This is a genomic window from Paraclostridium dentum, from assembly GCF_012922555.1.
Classification (GTDB): domain Bacteria; phylum Bacillota; class Clostridia; order Peptostreptococcales; family Peptostreptococcaceae; genus Paraclostridium; species Paraclostridium dentum.
The window spans coordinates 1,105,648-1,123,945 of the sequence record NZ_WIPK01000001.1 but is presented as its reverse complement, the minus strand read 5'-3'; the positions used below and the strand labels follow the sequence as shown (position 1 = coordinate 1,123,945).

The following is an 18,298-nucleotide window of genomic DNA, read 5'->3' as shown; positions in this document are numbered from 1 at the left end:
ACGCTTGCAACAATAAAAGAACCTCCTTTTAAATTATACCTAGAGTATGATTTAAAGGCGGTTCTTTTATTTAGCTATAATTTTATATAAAAACGACAATGATTTATTGTACAACATTAAAAATAATATATTAATCAATAAAAATATATTGAAAAACAATAAATAGGTTGTTATAATTTTAATATGAATTCGTTGACTAGTTAAGAATTAAACTTAAAAACTATAAAAAAGGGTGATAAAACTATGAAAAAATATTTATTTACAATTACTCCATTTATATTAGGCGTTGTATGTTTTGTTTCTTATAATATTATTGGATCTGAAATAGCTCCAGACGGTACACTAATAGAACCATTTGGTCTTATTCCAATTGGATTTTTACTAATTTCATTATCTATTATCGTTTCATTTATTATGAGTACTTGGGCTTTATTTCACAATCCAACAAAAATAGATAAAGTAGCATTTGGAGTATCCATAGCGCTTCTAGTATTATCAGCTACTTATTTATTTTTAGTATTTTCCTACTTTAATTCTTTAGATATGAAAGAAATATCTATGGTAATTATAAATATGATTTGTTAATAAAATAGTAGCTATAAAACTGTTTTAAGTAAAAAATAATTTTATAGCTACAAGTTTTTATTTATGGATATAAGTAAAAGTCGAAAAAAGTCACAAAAAATATATTGATAACATATATATATAAGAGTAATACTTGTATGTATTATCCAAATCTAAATATTTTAGGTGATTGAAATGGCAGAAATAATAACTCCTGGAGACAGCTATTATAGTCAGGCTAGGCTAGTTTGGAACAGAGCTATAAATAAATATCCAGAGAAAATTATATACTGTAAAACTATAGAGGATGTTCAAAAGGCTGTAGTTTATAGTGTAGAAAAAAGATTAGAAATACGAATAAGAGGCGGAGGACATCACTACGAGGGATTTTCGGTAGGCAATGGTGTAATTGTTATAGATATAAGTAACTTAAACAGTATAAAAGTGGATTATGAAAAAAATACTTTCACTGTACAAAATGGAATTCAATTAGGGCAACTATACACATTTATAGGTGGGAAAGGTTATCCATTTCCAGGAGGCGCATGTCCAACAGTATGTATAAGTGGACTAGCACTAGGAGGCGGATGGGGTTACTCAAGTAGAAAATATGGACTCACTTGTGATAGCTTATTGGAGTTGACACTAGTAAATTATAAAGGCGAGTTAATAACTGCAAATAAACATACTAACTCAGATTTATTTTGGGCATGTAAAGGAGGAGGAGGAGGTAATTTTGGAGTTGTTATTTCTATGACTTTTAAATTACCGTTAAAAGTAGATAATGTAACTGAATTTGAATTTAATATAGAAAATCCAAGTAAAAATACTCAAATTAAATTTTTAGATATTTGGCAGAATTTTATTACTAGTGCTGTACCTGAAATCAATATGAGAGGAAGCATATATAATTCACCCGGAAGTGGAGTAAATATAAACTGTAGAGGTATTTTATATGGATCTCCAAATGAATTATATAGACTATTAGAACCATTTATTAAAATTAAAGGTTTTAATCTAACATACAACTATGTATCTTTCTTGCAGGCTGTGTTGTTGCTAGGTTCTATATATCCTCAGTATCAATATTTTGAAAATTATGGAAGGTTTGTTAACCAATTTTATGATTATTGTACATTAGAAAGTTTAGTAGAAATAGTCAATCAACCAATACCTGAAGGTAGTGAGGAAATTAGTTTAAATTTATATGGGTTAGGTGGAAAGATAAGCGAAGTAGAAAAATTTGATACAGCTTTTTATTATAGGGATAGTTTTTATATATTGCTTATAGATACAGTATTTAAAAATAATTGCTATAAAGAAATAAATAAAGATTGGATAAAATCTAATATTGAAACTATTTATGGTATTACAGAAGGATCTTATATTAATTTCCCTTACTATCCTCTTGAAAATTACATGAGTGAATATTATGGGAAAAATAAGTATAGACTTGAAGAAGTAAAACAAATGTATGATCCTTATAATATATTTAATTTTAAACAAAGTATTAAATAATATTAATTTAGTGAAAAAAGTATGAAGTATAAAAGTTATAAGTAAATAAAATATTGACATTACAAACACAATACTATAAAATAAATGAAAAATATGAAAATTCGATGAAAAAGAGAGTAGCGTAAATTAATTTTATAGAGAGTTTAGGATGGTGGAAGCTAAACATTGATGTTTATGTGAAAAGAACTTTGGAGAAGACTGCAGGAAACTAAGTATTGCAGTAGGTTGCTCGCCTTAAGAGATTGAGTGGGTAAGTTTATTACCAATAAGAGTGGTAACGCGGAGATAGTTCGCCTCTTGGATTTTATTCCAAGGGGCTTTTTTTATTATCAAGATTGTTATTATTTTAATATTAATAAATTTACCAATAAGAGTGGTACCGCGTAAATTCGCCTCTTAGCATATTGCTAAGAGGCTTTTTATTTTATTGAATATAAAATTAAACAGGAGGTAAGATATGAAGTCTATATTATTTGAAAAAGGAAAAGAAATACATAAAGAACTATGTGAAGTTAGTGATTTTATATATCACAATCCAGAACTTGGGAATGAGGAGTACAAGGCTGTAGAAAAATTAACTTCTTTTTTACAAGAGCATAACTTTGAAATAGAAACAGAATTTTTAGGTATAAAAACTGCATTTAGAGCAACCTATGATAGTAACAAAGAAGGTCCAATTATAGGATATTTATGTGAATATGATGCATTGCCAGAAATAGGGCATGGGTGTGGACATAACATGATAGGGGCAATGTCAGCAGGTGCAGGTATTATTCTAAGTAAAGTTTTAAATGAGATTGGTGGTAAGATTATAGTATATGGAACTCCTGCTGAAGAAACTAATGGAGCTAAAGTTATTTTTGCAGAACAGGGAGTATTTGATGAACTAGATGTTGCAATGATGGTTCATCCATCAGATAAAACTATAGAAAGTGGGATATCTATGGCGCTTTATCCATTACAATTTACTTATACAGGAAAAACTGCACATGCAGCATCTTGTCCACAAGAGGGGATAAATGCTTTAAATAGTGTTATTCAGTTATTTAATGGAATTGATGCTTTACGACAACATGTAACTCCAGATGTTAGAATACATGGAATTATAACTAATGGAGGCGTAGCTGCAAATATTGTTCCAGATAAAGCTGTAGCTCAATTTTACTTTAGAGCATCTACAAAAGAAATACTAGATGATGTATTAGTAAAAGTAAAAAATATTGCACAAGGAGCTGCGCTTATGACGGGTTCAAAACTAGAGATGACAAGATATGAATTACCTAATGATAATTTAAAAACTAATAAGAGTTTGTCAGAGGCTTTTAGTAAAAACTTAAGAACTCTTGGAATAAAAAATATTTATGAAGCAAAAGATACAGGTTCAAGTGATATAGGAAATGTAAGCCATAAAACACCTACAATACATCCTTATATAGGAATATCTAATTGTAATATAACAGGTCATAGTGTAAACATGGCAGATGCTACTATAACACCTTTTGCACATGAAAGATTACTTATAGGAACTTTAGCACTTGCATATACAGGTTATGATGTTTTAATAAATAAGGTAAATTTAGACTAACAATTCTATTATCTTTTATTAAAATATTTTAATTACTAAGTATTTTAGAACCACTCTAAATTATTAACATATATTAAACAATGGCACGTATTATTTTAATATATAATTAATAAAGTTGGAGGAAGTTAACATGATAGATGAGTTAACAGGGCTAGTTATAACTAAAGATGATAAAAGATATAATATTGTTCGAAGAACTGCAAACTTTTATTTTAGCTACTATCCAGCGGTAATTGTATATCCTAGAGATATATCAGATGTAGTTAATGCAGTAAATTGGTCAAGAAGGAATGGATTCAATATACGATGTAGAAGTGGTGGTCATAATTATGAAGCATTTTCTGTTGCAGATGATGCTGTTGTTATAGATGTTTCTAATTTGCTTGATTTTGAAATAGATACTAAAAGAGGATATATAAAAATCGGTTCAGGGTATACACAAGAACAACTTCATTCTAGAGTAACTGAATATGGATTTGCATTTGTTGGAGGAAGTTGTCCATCGATTGGTGTTACCGGAATAACATTAGGAGGAGGAGTTGGATACCTACAAAGAGAATATGGGCTAGTATGCGATAATTTAGTAGAAGCTCAAATAGTAGATGCTTTTGGGAGGATAATAACTGCGAATTCATATCAAAATCAAGATTTATTTGCAGCATTAAGAGGAGCTGGTAGTAATAATTTTGGAGTTGTAGTGTCACTTACCTTTAAAGTATATCCAGTTGATAACGTAACCGTAATCACAGCTCAGTGGCCTAGAAAGAAAAGATATGAAGTAATTCAAGCATTTCAAAAGGTAGGAGAAAGTTTAGATAATAGATATACGATTAAGCTTTCTATGACTAAAGAGACCATTGGTCTATATGGAGTGGGGGTAAGAAGTACAGAAAAAGAAATGGAAAACGCTTTAAAATATTTGTTGAAAGTTCCTAGTAAAAGTAATTATACAGTAAAGCGTATTAGTTTTATTGAATCTGTGCAGGCTCGTCCAGTGAGTATATATAAACCAACAGGGTTTAAAATTACAGGATTACTTGCATATAAGCCATTAGAAAAAGAGCCTTGCCAAATAATATTTGACTATTTAGATAATGCACCGAATATACAGCCAAATATAGATATTGGAGTTCTATTATTAGGAGGACAAATTAAAAAAAATGAATATTTACCTAGTGCTTTTCCTCATAGAAATGCAAGATTACTGATTCAAATAGACGCAGAATGGGATCTTGAGTATAGCCTGTATGCAAATGATACAATTAGATGGGTAAATAGATTGAGAAATCAGTTACTTCCATATGCGGGATTTGGATATCTTAACTACTGCGATATCAATATATCTAATTATTTATATAGCTATTTTGGTAATAATGTTGTTTGGTTAAAAAATGTAAAAGAGAAATATGATCCACATAATATATTTTACTACCCTCAAGGAGTAAAATAATAAAAAAACATTGATAAATTTATCAATGTTTTTTTATTACCTAAAAACATAAATTATAAACTTGTAATTAATGGTTTAATGTTGTAAACTTTTAAAAAAAGGTCTACAATAATAAACCAATATGGGAGGAAAAAATGAAATTAATAAAAATATCAGATTCAGAGATGAAATTTATGAATTTAGTATGGGATAATTCACCTATAAATTCTACAAAGCTTGTAAAACTATCAGAAGAGCACTTAGGATGGAAAAAATCTACTACATATACAGTGATAAGAAGATTGTCTCAAAGAGGTATTTTAAAAAATGAAAATGCAGTAGTCTCTTTTATAGTCAATAAAGAAGAAGTTCAAGAAACAAAAGGTCAGGAGTTAATTGGAAAAGTCTATGAAGGTTCTATAAAAATGTTTTTATCAGCATTTTTAAATAAAGAAAAAATTTCAAAAGAAGAAGCCGAAGAACTTAAATCTATGATAGATGAGTACATAGATAGCGAGGAATAGACTGATGATAGCTCTTTTTAACACAATAATATATATGAGTATTGCATCGACTATTGTAGCTTTCATAATAATACTAACAAGAATAGTTATATATAGAAGGCTACCAAGTTTAGTAAGTTACTTTTTATGGAGCATACTTTTATTTAGACTTATTATACCGATATCTTTTTCAAGTGAAATTAGTTTATTTAATTTATATCCAATAACAACTAAAGTACAGTCTGTAGATTACAAGATAAGTAATTCAGAATATAGTGATAATACTACTGAAGATACTAAAGAAACTACATATAGGAAAGATAAAGATAGTGAAAATATAAGTTATGAAAATTTAGCAATAGTTTGGGCTATGGTTTCTGTTTTACTAATAATAGCATCTGTTAGTGCTTATATATATACTTATAATAAGTTTAAGGAAGCTATTGTATGTAATGAATTAGAAAAGGATGAGTTAATAAAGGGAATAATTAAAAAAGAAAAAATAAAAATATACAAAATTATCAACTTAAATACTCCAATTGTATGTGGAATATTTAAACCTAAAATAATAATACCAAATTATTTATTAGAAGAAAAAAATAAAAAAATATTAATAAATGTATTAAGACATGAAATGGTACATATTAGAAGACGTGATTATATTATAAAGCTAATAGCATTATTTATTACTTGCATATATTGGTTTAATCCAATTATATGGCTATCTCTTATTTTATTACATAAAGATATGGAAAGATCATGTGATGAAAAAGTTATTAAGTCTTCAAGTAAGGATATTAGGAGAGAGTATGCCCAAGCTTTATTAACATTAGCAATTAAAAATAAGGTTAATGTATCTGTTCTTGCATTTGGAGAAAGTAACACAAAGAAAAGAATTAAAGGAATTTTAAGATATAAAAAATCAAATTTTGTTATAAAGATATTGTGTATTTTTGTTTTTATTACTATAGCTATTTTTGTTGCCACTGATGCAAGTAGTAATACAAAACTAATTAATTTTAGTGAATTAAAACAACAAAATACAAAAAATTGGGTTGAGCTGGAGGATATTTCTTCATATGTTGTTGAAGCTGCAGTAGTTAGTCAAGATAAAGACTTTAAAAATCATAATGGCATAGATGCTACTTCTATAATTCGAGCAGCTATAAATAACATGAACTCTGCTAATCCTAAGCAAGGTGGTTCAACTATAACACAACAATTAGTAAGGAATGTTTGTGAAGTTGAAAAGAGTAGTTTTTTTGATAATAAGCGAAATGAAATTTTCACAGCTATAAAAGTGGATAAAGTTTATAGCAAAAATGAAATTATGGAAGCTTATCTTAATTGCATAAATTATGGGAATGACATTGTTGGTATAAAAAATGCTTCATTATATTACTTTAAGAAAAAACCATCTGATTTAACAAAAGAAGAATCAGCAAAACTTATGGCAATTATAGATAATCCTATTATGTATGATCCAATAAATAAAAAAGATAGCAATGAGAAAAAAGCAAATATTATACTTAAAAAAATTTAAAAAATACATGTTTTATAAAAATAAGGGAGATATATAATTAATGAAAAAACTAAGAAAAAGAAAAATTGCAATATTAGTTATAGCTTTATGGATATTGTTAATATGGGCAAATAACACAAATTTATTTGCAAATAAGACAGGAGATTATAAGCTATTAGCACATAGAGGATTAGGTCAAACTTTTGATGTTTCAAAAGTAGAGTGGGATACGAATACAGCAGAAATTATTTATGAGCCTGAGCATGAATATCTAGAAAATACAATTAAATCAATGGAAGTAGCTTTTGAATATGGTGCAGATGTAGTGGAACTTGATATACAAGCAACAAAGGATGGTAAATTAGCTGTTTTTCATGATTATGACCTATCAATGAGAACAGATAAAGAGGGGTATGTAAAAGATTATACGATGAAGGAACTTAAAAAGCTAGATGTAGGGTATGGGTATACTTCCGATAATGGGAAAACTTATCCATTTAGGGGTAAAGGTATTGGTTTAATGCCTGAACTTAATGAAGTACTAGAAACTTTTAAAGGTAAAGATTTATTAATACATATGAAGGGTGGAGACCTAGAAACAGGAAAGATATTATGGACATATTTAAAAGATATTCCATATGAAAGCTTATCTCAAATAACGGTTTATGATAATGATGAAGGTATTCAATATTTAAAAGAACAAAATGAAAATATAAGGGTTCTTTCGAAAAGTATTTTGAAAAAGGCATTAATTAAGTATGAATTATTAGGCTGGAGTGGTTATGTACCAAAGGAACTACACAATATGGAAATTCATATACCTCTCAACTATGCAAAATTTTTATGGGGTTGGCCTAATAAATTTGTAGACAGAATGGAATCTTCAAACACAAGGGTTGTAATAGTAGAAGGAAATGGAAAGTGGTCAGAAGGATTTGATAGTAAAGAATCATTGGAAAAAATACCTAAAGGATATAATGGGTATGTTTGGACGAATCGTATTGATAAAGTTTCAAAAAAATAAATTGTACAAATACATATTTAAAAATAATTATATATATTATATATTATAAATTATAGACATAATTACAATATATAATTTTAGGAGGCTAATAATGATAAATAAGATAGGTAAAATAACAATATACGTAAATAATCAAGAGGAAGCTAAGGAGTTTTGGACTAAAAAAATAAACTTTATTGTTAAACTAGAACAGCCAATGGGACCGAATATGAAATGGTTAGAAGTTGGCCCTAACAAAGAAGAGTTTACTTCTTTTGTTATATATGAAAAACAATTAATGCTAAATCAAAATCCAGAAGCAAATGTATCTCATCCAAATATCATATTAAGTACTGAAGATATAGAGACTACTTATGCTGAACTAAAGGCAAATGGTGTTGAGTTAGGTGAATTAATGATAATGCCATATGGAAAGATGTTTAATTTTAGAGATCAAGATGGAAATAATTATTTAGTTAGGGAAGATTAGTATTATAATATAAAAACTGGAGATATAATATGAGTTATAATTTTGAAGCTATAATAAAAAAAATACCAGATAAAGATGCCACTTTTATTGAAATCCCATTTGATGTAGAAAAAGAGTTTGGAGCAAGAAGGGTTAAGGTAAAAGTTAAATTTGATGGAGTAGATTATAGAGGTTCTATTGTAAATATGGGACAAGATTGTTTCATGATAGGTATCACTAAAGCTATAAGAAAAGAAATTGGAAAAGATGCAGGAGACACTGTGTTTGTTGAGGTAGAAAAAGATGAAGAAATTCGTGAAGTCGGGATACCTGCAGATTTTAAAGCTGAGTTAGATAAAAATAAAGAAGCTTTGAATTTTTACAATAGTTTATCTTATTCAGCAAAAAGAAAATATTATCAATGGATAACAGGTGCAAAAAAAGAAACAACGAGACAAAAAAGAATTACAGAATCTATTTCAAAGTTAGAGTCAAAAATTAAATTATAGACAAACGAATAAAAGAAAAGATACTTGCTATATAGTCAGTATCTTTTTTATTTTCAGTTAATTTTGGGTTGTATAAATAAAAAAATAATTACAATAGGAATAGTATGGGTATATTTATAAAAATTAATTTAAAAGGGGGCTTATTTATGAATTATAAAAAACTTATACTAGATGGAAAGTCAGTAAGAGATTTTAAAGAGAAAGCTATAGAAGCAGAATGTTTTAATGAAATAGAAAGTTACATAAAAAAATCTAAAAGGTTATTACCTGAAGTAAATATAGAATTAAAAATATTTGATAGAAGGGAAACTTATGAAAAATTAAAAAATGTAGCTGGATATAATGGACATATGATAAAAGCTCCTAGTTACGCTGTTATACTATCAGATGTTAAACAGGGATACATTGAAAATAGCGGATATATAGGAGAAAGATTAATCTTAAAAGCTAGGGATTTAGATATTGACTCATGTTGGGTAACTTTCAATGATAGTGATATTATCAAAGAAAAATTAGATATTTCATCAAATAAAGAGGTAACTGCCATTATAGCGTTAGGTTATGGAATTGATAAAACTATTAAAAATAAGAGTGGATCAGAAAGATTAGGAGTAGAAAAAATTGTATATATGGATAAATGGGGAATAAATACAAGTATAGATGAGCTAGAAGAAAGAGGGCTTCTTGATGCATTTAGTTACGCTAGAATGGCACCATCAACTCTTAATAGACAACCATGGAGATTTATAATAGATGGAGGGAAAATTATACTAGCAGTTAAAAAAGATGATTTTACTAGCAATTACGAGAGAGGTATAGACGCTGGGATAGCTATGCTATATTTCGGATTAATAATAGATACAACTTTATTTGATTTAAAATGGAATTTAGATAAAATAGATAAAGATTATAATATACCTGAGGACTATGAAGTCATAGGATATTGCAGTATATAAAACTTTAGATTTACTTATATAGAATTGAAAAAACATACTGAATAGAATTCAGTATGTTTTTTTACGCTTAAGTAACACTACTTATACTTGAGTATTGATAAAAATGATTTAAAAATGTTATCCTAAAGTGTACGTATATAGATAAATTGAAATCTTCTATAAGACATAAGGGGGTATTATGATTAGGATAGCAATTTGTGAAGATGAAAAAGAGCAACAAGAGTTACTAGAAGGGTATATTAATGAAACATTTAAAAGTATTTCATTACAATATAAATTATATATATGTAGTTCAGGAGAAGAACTACTTGAAAATTACTATAAAGATTTTGATATAGTTTTACTAGATATACAATTAGGGGAAATTAATGGGATGGATACAGCTAGAAAAATTAGGATTTTAGACAATAAGGTAGAAATTATATTTATTACATCTTTAATCGAATATGCACTAGAAGGATATGAGGTAAGAGCTTATAGGTATTTAGTAAAGCCAGTAAAATATGAAAACTTAAAAGATAATATAATAAACTGTATTAAAGAAGTAGAGATAAAAAATAAATATATTATAGTAAAGGAACATGGCAATCAAATTAAATTAGATATAAATGAAATAACTTATATAGAAGTTCAAAAAGAAAATATAACTATACATACCTCAACTAAAACTTATAAAACAAAGGGAACAATGAGCAATTTTGAGAAGGATATAGATTGTAGTAGATTCTTTAGATGTCACAAGAGCTTTTTAGTTAATTTAGATCATGTAAAATCCATAAAACAGTATGTTGCAATACTTGAAACTAGTGAAGAAGTACCTGTAAGTAGATATAGATTTAAGGAAACTAAAGAGAAATTCTTTGAGTTGATAGAGGAGCACTTATGTTAGGTATTCATAGAGCTTTAGGTACTGTAAATATGTTTATATTCATATTTTGTTTTTTTATGTTAATGAATAAAATAGGTTATGTTTATAACTGTAAAATTAATCTTAAATCTATAGTAATCTTATTACTAGCTATATGGTCAGTTGTAATGGGTATGCCTTTTGGAGTTGTATCATTACAACCTCTAATCAGCACAGTGTTAATATTAACTTTAATTTGCAAATGTGTTTATAATATTAATATAAAAAAGTCTATTATTAATTCGTTAACATATAGTTTAGTATATATATTGATAGAATGTAGTATTTATTGGTTTTTATTTATGACGTTTAGTTATATAGGTAATTATATATATGCATTGAATCTTGGAATAAATTTTTTGATTGTTTTCACAGGAATATATTTTCTTGATAAGATACAAAAACTATATAATTATAACAAATACTTATTATATATAAGTCTAACAATAACAGTTAATATATTTATACTTGTAATTTTAAATGTTTTAATTTCAGCATCAAATGATTTATATAGAATAGTAATAAACAATAACATTGAATATAATAACATTTTATATATGAGTAAGATATCTAGTTTTATAGAGTATGTATTTCCTTATATCTTAGGTATAACAAATATAATATTAATATTTATTGTTGCAAATTCAATAAAGTCAGAAAAAGAAAAAGCAAAATTGGAACTTGTAAATGAAAAACTAGATATGCAATATAAATACTATTTAATGGTTAAGGAATCACAAGAAAAAATGAAACAAGTATATCATGATATGAATAACCATATAGAAAACATAAAATCACTAAAAAATAGTAGTGAAGACGTAAATGAATATATTAACAATATCGAAGATGAAGTGAAAAATAATAAAAATATTTATAATACAGGAAATGCTTTATTAGATATTATATTATATGAAAAAAGTAAAGACTGTATAAAAAATAATATAGATTTTAATGTAGGCATAGATTTTAGTAAATGTGAATTCATAGATATGATCGACATAAGTAGTATATTTTCAAATTTAATCGATAACGCAATAGAAGCATGTAATAAAATTGATGATAATAATATAGAAAAATATATAACTATAAAGGGCACATTTATAAAGAGCTATTATGTTGTAAGATGTGAAAACAGCAAAACAAATAAAGTAATAATTAAAAACAATAAGATTTTAACTTCTAAAAAAGATAAATTTCTTCATGGAATAGGTTTGGATAGTATAAAATCTTCAATAAAAAAGTATAATGGAGAATTAAAAATTAAGAATAGTGAGTTTAAATTTATAACTAGTATACATATCCCATTCGAGTAAAAATTTAATGAAAATATTTGATTAACGTGACAGTTGTCCGTAAAAAAATACCACTTGTCGGACTTATATTGAATACGAATTTTAGAAATGTTACCTTTGATGATAAAGAAGGTAACATTTTTTTATGTGCCCTAGAAACAATTACATATGAAAAACGGGAGGGAAATGATGAGAGTAAGTTTTATATTAGCTATAGCATACTTAAAAAAGCAAAAGGGAAGAACTTTATCATTAATAACTAGTATTGCATTAGCTGTTATATTAGTATTTGCATTTAATGTAGTTCCAGAATCTAAGAATAAACATGATATAAAAGAAGCGTATAAAAAATTTAGTGATTATCATGTAGAGTACAGCAATATTAATTTAGAAACTGTAAATCAATTAAAAAATGATAAGAATATAAAAGTTATCAATGATGTTATAAACCTAGGTAATGCAGTAAGTAATAAAGGAGTATCTATAAGTTTAAACTCTTATAGTAGCGGGTTTATAGATTCTTATGGTTATAAGCTTATAAAAGGTAATGAACCTAAAAATGAAAATGAAATAATAGTAGAAGAGAAAGCGCTTAAAGAGATGGGATTAAGCTATGAGTTAGGGCAAAGTATTGATTTTAATATTATTAAAAATTATATAGATGAAAATAATCAAAATCAGATTTATAGTAGAGAGAAGTCATTTAAGTTAGTTGGAATACTGAAAAAGCCAGATGGATTTTATGATGAAAATTTATACTATAAAGTCAAAGCTTTTACTAAATACACAGAAAACCAAAGTATTTTACCTAAAAAACTAATAAATCATTCAGGGGTACTTAAATTTATCACTAGTATAGATATGGCAGATAAAGTAATAGCCAAATATAAATTAGATGACGAAAATTTCATGATAAATGTGCAACTAAATGAAGCTATACAAAATTATGAGATGTGTAGAGGTGAAAATATTAAGCTTACTAATAAGTTGATTCCTATGGTTGCAGCGACACTAGTCATATACAACATATTTAATATTATCTTAATAGATATGACGAGACAAATAGGGATGTTAAGATCAATAGGTATGACTAAAAAAAATGTAAGGTGCATGATATGTATTCAAAGTTTTTTAGTGTTAATTATTGGACTAGCGGTAGGCTTTTTACTTGGAACACTAGCATCGTATGTAGGTCTTAGAAGTATACACAATGAACCTATAGGTGTTTATATAAGTAAAGGAAGTATAATAGAGCCTTTAAGTATGGCAGTCATCTCAGTAGCTATATCTAGTATTTTTATTATTTATAAGTGTGGAAAGATATCCCCAATAGAAGCTATTAGAAGTACTAATAGTTCAAAGTCAGTAAAAAAAGATAAATTTTATCATAAGTTTATAAGAAAAGTATTTGGAATTACAGGGTATATGGCATACAAAAATATATGGAGATACAAAACAAGAACAATTTTATCAATATTTTCAATAAGTATGACAGGTTTCTTGTTTATAACTAATATGGTTGCATTTAGACAATATGATAAGAATGTAGATAGTCTTAGCCCAATTATTTCAGAAATGGGAGAAAGTGACATAATACTTAGTCATAATTATAACAACTCAAGTGAATATTTTAATGAATACACAGATGATGAGGTAAGTAAGATATCTGATATAGATGGAGTTAGTAAATTAACTAGGAGTATGAATGTTACAGGATACTTAAACTCAAATAAAGAAAATATAAGCGACTATTACAAACAATATAATTCTCTAGATAAGGATGAATCAAACTTAGAAATAGAAATAGCTATAAAAGGATATGATAAAAGTACTCTTAAAAAACTAGAAAAATACCTAGAGGATGGAAACATAGAGAACCTAAGGGAAGACGGTGATATAAAAAGTGCAATAGTATCTAACTATTTTTACTCAGGGGAAGCTATATCAACTGATACAAGTACATTAAAAAAATTAAAAGTAGGAGATATTATTGAAGCTAGAATTCCCGTAGTTAATGGTAAAGAAGTAAAATATGTTAATCAAAAAATTAAAGTTGTAGGATTATTAAAACCTGACTATGTTTTAAACGCTGAAGGCGGAAAAGACTCAAATTTCCAAGTTATATTAGATAAGAATAGTTTTAAGCAGGCAACAGGTAAAAAAGGTTTTAATAATATATATATAAAATTGCAAAAGGATAAAGAAGAAGAAGAGGTAGTTTCAAATGTAAAAGAAATAATAAATGAAAATAGATTTAAGGAAATGGAAAGTAAGTATGAAAATAGAAAGCTGTCTACTGAAGGAAATGAAAAACTTAAAAAAGAGGTATTGGTGAGTGTAGTACTTACAATGGTTATATCATCTATAAATATAGTTTGTATAGTTACTACAAGCATAATGATTAGAGTTAAAGAAATTTCAACACTAAGATCAATTGGAATGAGTATGAAAAATATTAAGAAAATGATACTAAAAGAAAGCATTATATATGGAATTTTGAGTTCAATTATAGCGGGAATATTTTCTAGCTATGATACTTATAAAAACATGCAAAGAGCAAATGAAACTTTTTCTAAAGGGTTAGGAATTAAACAAGCATATGAATTTAATATTCCTGCAGTAGAAATACTTCAGTTTGGGGTAGCGGCAATACTTATATGTGTAGTTGCTGGATATTTAGCAAACAATAGAGTTTCAAAATTAAGTATAGTAGAAGGTCTTAGAAATGAAGAGTAAAGGTGAGGTTGAGATGGGTATATTAGATATAATAAATTTAAGTAAGACTTATGTTAGAGGTGAGAATAAATTAGAGGCATTAAAAAATATTAACATATCTGTTGAAAAAGGAAAATTTATAGCAATAATAGGGCCTAGTGGGAGTGGGAAAAGTACTTTACTTAATTGTATAGCTGGTCTTGATAGTATAACAAGTGGAGAAGTTATATTAGATGGAGCTGATATATCTAAGTTATCAGATGATAAATTATCAAAGATAAGAAGAGAAGAATTTGGATTTATATTTCAAAGTTATAATTTAATACCAGTTGTAAATGTATATGACAACATAATTCTTCCTGTATCTGTAGATGGGAAGAAAGAAGACAAAGATTACATAAATACCTTAATAAAAAAGTTAGGTATTTCAAGTCAAATTAATAAATTTCCAAATGAACTTTCGGGAGGCCAACAACAAAGAGTAGCAATAGCTAGAGCACTTGCGAACAAACCTTCTATAATATTTGCGGATGAACCTACTGGAAACTTAGATAGTAAAACTAGTAAAGAAGTTATGGACATGCTTTGCATGAGTGTAAAGGAATTTAATCAAACTTTAGTAATGATAACTCATGATGAAAAAATAGCAAAAATGGCTGATATAGTTGTAACTATAGGCGATGGAAAAGTAAAAAGTATAGAAAAAATTAGATAATAGTTAAAGCGTATATACTAAAATAACAGAAAGAGAGGGGGTCGTATTTACGACTCCCTATAAATTAATAATAATGTTATAAATTTATTTAAATTGATTTGTGTATTTTTGATTTTTTTCTTCTTTGCATTGGCATCCATTTTTATATTCTGGGCAAGTACCTTCTAGTCTTTTTTTTGTAGTGCAAGACATTTTAACATCACTATGGCTATTAAACTTTGGTTGTTTATTTTTCATTAATTTGTCCTCCTAGTAATAGTTTTAATACATTCTTATTATTATCCGATTTAATAAAAAATATTGTATTAAATTAATGATTTTGTCTTCTAAAATATATCGTATTTTATCGAAAGTTTTTTCTTTTAGTAAGTATAATGCTATTTTAAGTATATGTTGACTTATTATTAATAACGAGACTACACTTATCTTGCAGAATATATTCTGCTAAATTGTAATGCAAGTAGATCAATATTCGAGGAGGTTATTAAATGACTTATTATCCAGAAATATTTAAACCGGCTTATATAGGAAAGTTAAAAATTAAGAACAAAACATCGATGGCTCCTATGGGTCCAGTAGGTTATGCAGATTCATTTGGGGGATTTAATCAACGTATACAAGATTATTATGTAGAGCGTGCGAAACATGGAGTAGGACTTATAATAACAGGGATATGTTCTGTTGATAATAGTATCGAGGGTATACCAACTATTACAATGCCATGTCCTACTAAATCACCTATTGCATTTATACATAGTACTCATTCAATGAATGACAGAATTCATGCATATGGTGCTAAAATATTCTTACAACTTACAGGAGGTCTTGGAAGAAGTGCGCTTCCTGGATTTACATCAATAAATATAGCACCATCAGAACAGGAAAATAGATTTGATCCAAGCATAATACATAGGGAAATGACAAAAGAAGAGATCCTGAATTTAATACAAAAATTTGTAGAATCAGCAGTAGTAGCAAAAAGATCAGGTTTTGATGGTGTAGAAATACATGCAGTTCATGAAGGATATTTATTAGATCAATTTGCCATTTCATTCTATAACAAAAGAGAAGATGAATTTGGTGGAAGTTTAGAAAACAGATTAAGAGTATCAACTGAAATAGTTAAGGGAATAAAAAAAGCTTGTGGCAAAGACTTCCCAGTAAGTTTAAGATATAGTTTAAAAAGCTGTATGAAAGGATTGAGACAAGGAGGTCTACCTGGAGAAGATTATGTAGAAGAAGGTAAAGATATTGAAGAGGGTATAGAAGCAGCTAAAATTTTAGTTGAAGCGGGATATGATGCTCTTAATGTTGATGCTGGAACATATGACTCTTGGTATTGGAATCATCCACCTATGTATTTTGAAGAAGGAGTGTATAGAGAGTTTGGAGAAGTTCTTAAAAAGCATGTAGATGTACCAATAATACTTGCAGGTAGAATGGAAAATCCAGAAATGGCAGTAAAAGAAATAGGGAAAAGTTGCGATATATTAAGTTATGGTAGACAATTACTTGCAGATCCAGAGTATGTTGAAAAAATGAGAACAGGAAGACTAGATGAAGTTAGGCCATGCCTTGGATGTCATGAAGGTTGTATGGGAAGATTATCTAAAGGTCCTGTTAGCTGTGCTGTAAACCCAACTTGTGGTAGAGAAAGTATTTATGGGATAGTTCCAGCTACTATTAAAAAGAAAATACTAGTTATCGGTGGAGGAGTTGCAGGTCTTGAAGTAGCTCGTGTAGCGTCTATATCTGGGCATAAGGTAACTCTTTGTGAAAAAACAGATAAATTAGGTGGTAATTTAATACCTGGAGGGATGCCTCATTTCAAACGTTATGATCATCAACTAGTAGATTATTATAAGAGACAACTAGAGTTACTAAATGTAGATGTGAGATATAATACTTTTATAGACGAGGATAGTTTATCTCAATGTGATGTAGATATAATAGTTGTAGCAACAGGTTCTACAGCAAGAAAAATAGACTTTAAAGGTTCTATGAAGAGTGTAACTGCTGAAGAAGTTCTTCTAAATAAAGTTTCATGTGGAGAGAATATAGTAGTAGTTGGTGGTGGATTAGTTGGTTGTGAAACTGCTCTTTGGCTTGCTCAGCAAGGTAAAAAAATATCAGTAGTAGAAATGATGCCAGAAATATTAGGTGGTCATGGTAGTATACCTCATATGAATGAATTTATGTTAATAGATCTTCTTAAATTCCATAATGTTGACATTTACACGAATACGAGTGTTACAATGACTAAGGATAGAAGTGTGGAAGTTAAACAAGAAGATAAGATATTTGAAATACCAGTAGACACAATAATAGCTTCAGTAGGATACCTACCTAATGATAGCTTATATGAAAGAATCAAAGATTTAAATATTCCAGTTTATAATATAGGTGATTCAAATGGAGTTCATAACATTATGTATGCTATTTGGGATGCTTATGAATTAGCAAGAAATATTTAATAAGTATAATTTTATTGCCACCTTGAATGCCATCAGGGTGGTTTTTACAATACTTATATAAATTCCTAGTAAATTTTAGATTAGTGATACGCAGGTAAGAAAGATTGTTAGGTAAGTGAAATAAATTAGAGTTTTAA

The 18,298-nt window shown here is 27.7% G+C and carries 16 protein-coding genes and 1 other annotated feature; of the genes, 15 read left to right on the top strand and 1 reads right to left on the bottom strand.

The features are described from left to right. The first annotated feature begins 243 nt into the window (after nt 1-243). The 14 genes from GFJ41_RS05400 to GFJ41_RS05335 all read left to right on the top strand — a co-directional run bounded on the left by GFJ41_RS05400 (nt 244) and on the right by GFJ41_RS05335 (nt 15,687). The gene (locus GFJ41_RS05400) at nt 244-585 is read left to right on the top strand and encodes a DUF3955 domain-containing protein (RefSeq protein WP_170074802.1); all 342 of its coding nucleotides are present in this window, start codon (nt 244-246) and stop codon (nt 583-585) included. Nucleotides 586-759: 174 nt separating this feature from the next. Further along, entirely contained in the window at nt 760-2,082 is a 1,323-nt protein-coding gene (locus tag GFJ41_RS05395; protein WP_170074801.1) for an FAD-dependent oxidoreductase, read from the top strand. Nucleotides 2,083-2,177: 95 nt separating this feature from the next. Further along, nucleotides 2,178-2,383: a binding site (T-box leader), on the top strand. A gap of 156 nt (nt 2,384-2,539) precedes the next feature. Further along, on the top strand, nt 2,540-3,667 hold the full coding sequence (locus GFJ41_RS05390; protein WP_170074800.1) for a M20 family metallopeptidase: 1,128 nt from the start codon (nt 2,540-2,542) through the stop codon (nt 3,665-3,667). A 130-nt stretch (nt 3,668-3,797) separates the two neighbouring features. Further along, the gene (locus tag GFJ41_RS05385; RefSeq protein ID WP_170074799.1) at nt 3,798-5,117 is read left to right on the top strand and encodes an FAD-binding oxidoreductase; all 1,320 of its coding nucleotides are present in this window, start codon (nt 3,798-3,800) and stop codon (nt 5,115-5,117) included. A gap of 134 nt (nt 5,118-5,251) precedes the next feature. After that, nucleotides 5,252-5,620: a BlaI/MecI/CopY family transcriptional regulator gene (locus tag GFJ41_RS05380; protein ID WP_035116745.1), complete on the top strand. Its 369-nt coding sequence runs from the start codon at nt 5,252-5,254 to the stop codon at nt 5,618-5,620. 4 nt (nt 5,621-5,624) lie between these two features. After that, nucleotides 5,625-7,142, top strand: coding sequence for a M56 family metallopeptidase (locus GFJ41_RS05375; protein WP_170074798.1), 1,518 nt, complete (start codon nt 5,625-5,627; stop codon nt 7,140-7,142). Nucleotides 7,143-7,182: 40 nt separating this feature from the next. Then, nucleotides 7,183-8,145, top strand: coding sequence for a glycerophosphodiester phosphodiesterase family protein (locus GFJ41_RS05370; RefSeq protein ID WP_170074797.1), 963 nt, complete (start codon nt 7,183-7,185; stop codon nt 8,143-8,145). A 91-nt stretch (nt 8,146-8,236) separates the two neighbouring features. Beyond that, nucleotides 8,237-8,614: a VOC family protein gene (locus GFJ41_RS05365; protein ID WP_035116740.1), complete on the top strand. Its 378-nt coding sequence runs from the start codon at nt 8,237-8,239 to the stop codon at nt 8,612-8,614. A gap of 29 nt (nt 8,615-8,643) precedes the next feature. Continuing rightward, entirely contained in the window at nt 8,644-9,102 is a 459-nt protein-coding gene (locus GFJ41_RS05360) for a YdeI/OmpD-associated family protein (protein ID WP_170074796.1), read from the top strand. Nucleotides 9,103-9,248: 146 nt separating this feature from the next. Further along, on the top strand, nt 9,249-10,058 hold the full coding sequence (locus tag GFJ41_RS05355) for a nitroreductase family protein (protein WP_035116738.1): 810 nt from the start codon (nt 9,249-9,251) through the stop codon (nt 10,056-10,058). 178 nt (nt 10,059-10,236) lie between these two features. Beyond that, nucleotides 10,237-10,947: a LytR/AlgR family response regulator transcription factor gene (locus GFJ41_RS05350; protein WP_170074795.1), complete on the top strand. Its 711-nt coding sequence runs from the start codon at nt 10,237-10,239 to the stop codon at nt 10,945-10,947. Beyond that, complete coding sequence (locus tag GFJ41_RS05345; RefSeq protein ID WP_170074794.1) at nt 10,941-12,278, top strand: sensor histidine kinase; 1,338 nt, start codon at nt 10,941-10,943, stop codon at nt 12,276-12,278. Before GFJ41_RS05350 ends, GFJ41_RS05345 begins: the two co-directional genes overlap by 7 nt. Before the next feature lie 168 nt (nt 12,279-12,446). After that, complete coding sequence (locus GFJ41_RS05340; protein WP_170074793.1) at nt 12,447-14,993, top strand: ABC transporter permease; 2,547 nt, start codon at nt 12,447-12,449, stop codon at nt 14,991-14,993. A 13-nt stretch (nt 14,994-15,006) separates the two neighbouring features. Then, the gene (locus GFJ41_RS05335) at nt 15,007-15,687 is read left to right on the top strand and encodes an ABC transporter ATP-binding protein (RefSeq protein WP_170074898.1); all 681 of its coding nucleotides are present in this window, start codon (nt 15,007-15,009) and stop codon (nt 15,685-15,687) included. Between the two features lie 84 nt (nt 15,688-15,771). Here the strand turns inward: GFJ41_RS05335 and GFJ41_RS05330 are convergent, their stop codons facing one another. Further along, a complete protein-coding gene (locus GFJ41_RS05330; RefSeq protein ID WP_156317183.1) occupies nt 15,772-15,924 on the bottom strand; it encodes a hypothetical protein in 153 nt (50 codons plus the stop codon). A gap of 251 nt (nt 15,925-16,175) precedes the next feature. On the opposite strand from GFJ41_RS05330, the gene GFJ41_RS05325 reads away from it, so the two are divergent. Beyond that, nucleotides 16,176-18,161: an oxidoreductase gene (locus GFJ41_RS05325; RefSeq protein WP_170074792.1), complete on the top strand. Its 1,986-nt coding sequence runs from the start codon at nt 16,176-16,178 to the stop codon at nt 18,159-18,161. The last annotated feature ends 137 nt before the right edge of the window (nt 18,162-18,298 follow it).